The organism is Mesorhizobium sp. M6A.T.Cr.TU.017.01.1.1 (assembly GCF_004023115.1).
GTDB lineage: Bacteria > Pseudomonadota > Alphaproteobacteria > Rhizobiales > Rhizobiaceae > Mesorhizobium > Mesorhizobium mediterraneum.
This window is the reverse complement of sequence record NZ_RZTA01000242.1, coordinates 1-2209: the sequence shown is the minus strand read 5'-3', so window position 1 is coordinate 2209 and position 2209 is coordinate 1. Positions and strand designations below refer to the sequence as shown.

The 2209-nt window shown below is 63.2% G+C and carries 2 protein-coding genes and 1 pseudogene; 1 reads left to right on the top strand and 2 read right to left on the bottom strand.

Annotation, left to right across the window (positions count from 1 at the left end):
- A partial coding sequence (locus EOB36_RS33660; RefSeq protein WP_128286580.1) for an FAD-dependent monooxygenase occupies nucleotides 1-860 on the bottom strand: 860 nt, incomplete at its 3' end.
- Nucleotides 861-876: 16 nt separating this feature from the next.
- Nucleotides 877-1122, bottom strand: a complete 246-nt coding sequence (locus tag EOB36_RS33655; protein WP_029354249.1) for a zinc-finger domain-containing protein — start codon at nucleotides 1120-1122, stop codon at nucleotides 877-879.
- Between the two features lie 319 nt (nucleotides 1123-1441).
- On the opposite strand from EOB36_RS33655, the pseudogene EOB36_RS33650 reads away from it, so the two are divergent.
- Nucleotides 1442-2209 (top strand): annotated as a pseudogene (locus tag EOB36_RS33650) (RNA degradosome polyphosphate kinase); the annotation flags it as partial.

Here is a 2209-nt window from a genome sequence, read left to right as displayed (position 1 = left end):
GTATGGATCGGCCATGCCGTCCACAGGCCGGCATCCTCGGCAAGCCGGGCCAGTGCTGCCGCCGTGCCACGCATGGCGCCGACGAGGATTTCGGGGTCGGCGTGGCCCGACCAGCCCTCGGCGATGATCTCGCCCCTGGTGAAGGCGGCCAGATTGAACGCCGCGCCATTGCTGACCGGATAGGCGACGAGGTGGAAGCCGGGATGCAGGAAGGCGGTCACGCAATTGGCGGCGCCAACCGCCGCAACGGCTTCTCCCGCGACACTGTCTGCGCTGACCGTCGCGCGCCAGGCAAGCTCGCCCGAAAACCGGCTTTGGGCGGCAAATGCGCCAAAAGCACGGATCGCCGACCAGACGCCGTCGGCGCCGATCAGCAGAAAGCCGTCGGCTTCGATGGTCTTGCCGGCAATCTCGACTGTTGCCGTGGTATGGTGCGGTCCTGCCGCGCCGCCGCCGACGCGCGCTCCGGTGACGAGACTGATGTCCGGCTGTTCGGCAAGGCGCGCCATCAGCGCCTCTTGCAGATCAGCCCGATGAGCGACGAGATAGGGCGCCTGCCAGCGCCTTTCGGCAGCTTCGCCAAGCGGCACCCGCGCCAGCTCGCGCAGCGTGGCGGCGTCCTTGAGCACGACCGCCTCCGGCCGCACCGCCGCCGGCAACAGCCGGTCGAGCACGCCGAGCTGGCGAAGGATGCGCGTCGCGTTGGGTGAGAGCTGGATGCCGGCGCCGGCCGCTTCGAGGCGCGGCGCCTGCTCGAACAGCCGCACCAGATAGCCGCGCTCGGAAAATGCCAGCGCCGCAGTCAGTCCGGCGACGCCGGCTCCGGCGATGACGACCTGCCGGGACCGCATGTCGTCCATAGGGATGACGTGCGCGTCAGGCGGCCTGGTCGATATACAGGCATCCCGCAGGCTGCGTTTCCGTCGCCTTCAGCTTTGGCGAATAGCGATAAAGCGTCGAGCAATAGGGGCAGACCTTTTCATTGTCGTCGCCCATGTCGAGAAACACATGCGGATGGTCGAAAGGCGGGTTGGCGCCGGTGCACATGAATTCCTTGACGCCGATGTCGATCGCCGCATAGCCCGCATCGTTCTGGAAATGGGGAATGGAACCGCCTGCCATCGTCGTCTCCTAAATTTGCCGCATGACCTCGGATCATGCGCAAAATCAAAATTCTACCGCGTCCTTTGCGCGTCCAAAGGACGCGCTGCGCTGTACCTGGATTGCATCTGGATCATAAGCTGTCTCTTTGCAAGATCGATGAAATCAAACTGTCGTAAAAGCCTGTCACAGGATAAGCTAAGCCGGTTAAGGCATGGCCGCGAAAATCGAATTCGGTTTCGCTGGGGATCATGCGTAGCTTAAAAGTGGTAGAGCGTCCTTTGCGCATCCGGAACGACGCGTGACGCTCTGGGCAGCGGGTGCGAAACGAGCAGGAACCATGAACGAACTAAAGCCGGTGCAGAGCGAATTCACCACTGTCGAGGTGGCGAGCCCAGAGGGCGGCAACCCGGACCGCTTCGTCAACCGCGAGTTTTCCTGGCTGCAATTCAACCGCCGCGTCCTTGAGGAGTCGCTGAACGCCAATCATCCGCTGCTCGAGCGTGTCCGCTTCCTGTCGATATCGGCCGCCAATCTCGACGAGTTCTTCATGGTCCGCGTCGCCGGTCTCGCCGGCCAGGTTCGCGAAGGCATCACGCTGAAGAGCCCGGACGGCCGCACCCCCGAACAACAGCTGGAACAGCTGCTGCGCGAGGTCGAGCGTCTGCAGGAGGATCAGCAGAATAGCCTTTCCGCGCTGATGCTGCTGCTCGACAAGGAAGGCATCGAGAGCATCAGCCGCGATGCGCTGACCAAGGACGAGAAGACCTGGCTCGAGGATCATTTCCAGGAGCAGGTCTTCCCGGTGCTCACACCGCTTTCGATCGATCCGGCGCATCCGTTCCCGTTCATTCCCAATCTCGGCTTCTCGATGGCCCTGCAACTGCGCCATCGCAGGAATGGCGAGGAGATGAGTGCGCTGTTGCGTCTGCCGGTGGCGCTTAAGCGCTTCATCCGCTTGCCTGACCGCAAGCGTCATGTCCGCTTCATTCCACTGGAAGAGGCGGTCGGCCTCTATATCGGCAAGCTGTTCCCCGGCTACGAAGTCAAGGGCTCCGGCACGTTCCGCATCATCCGCGACAGTGACATCGAGGTCGAGGAGGAGTCC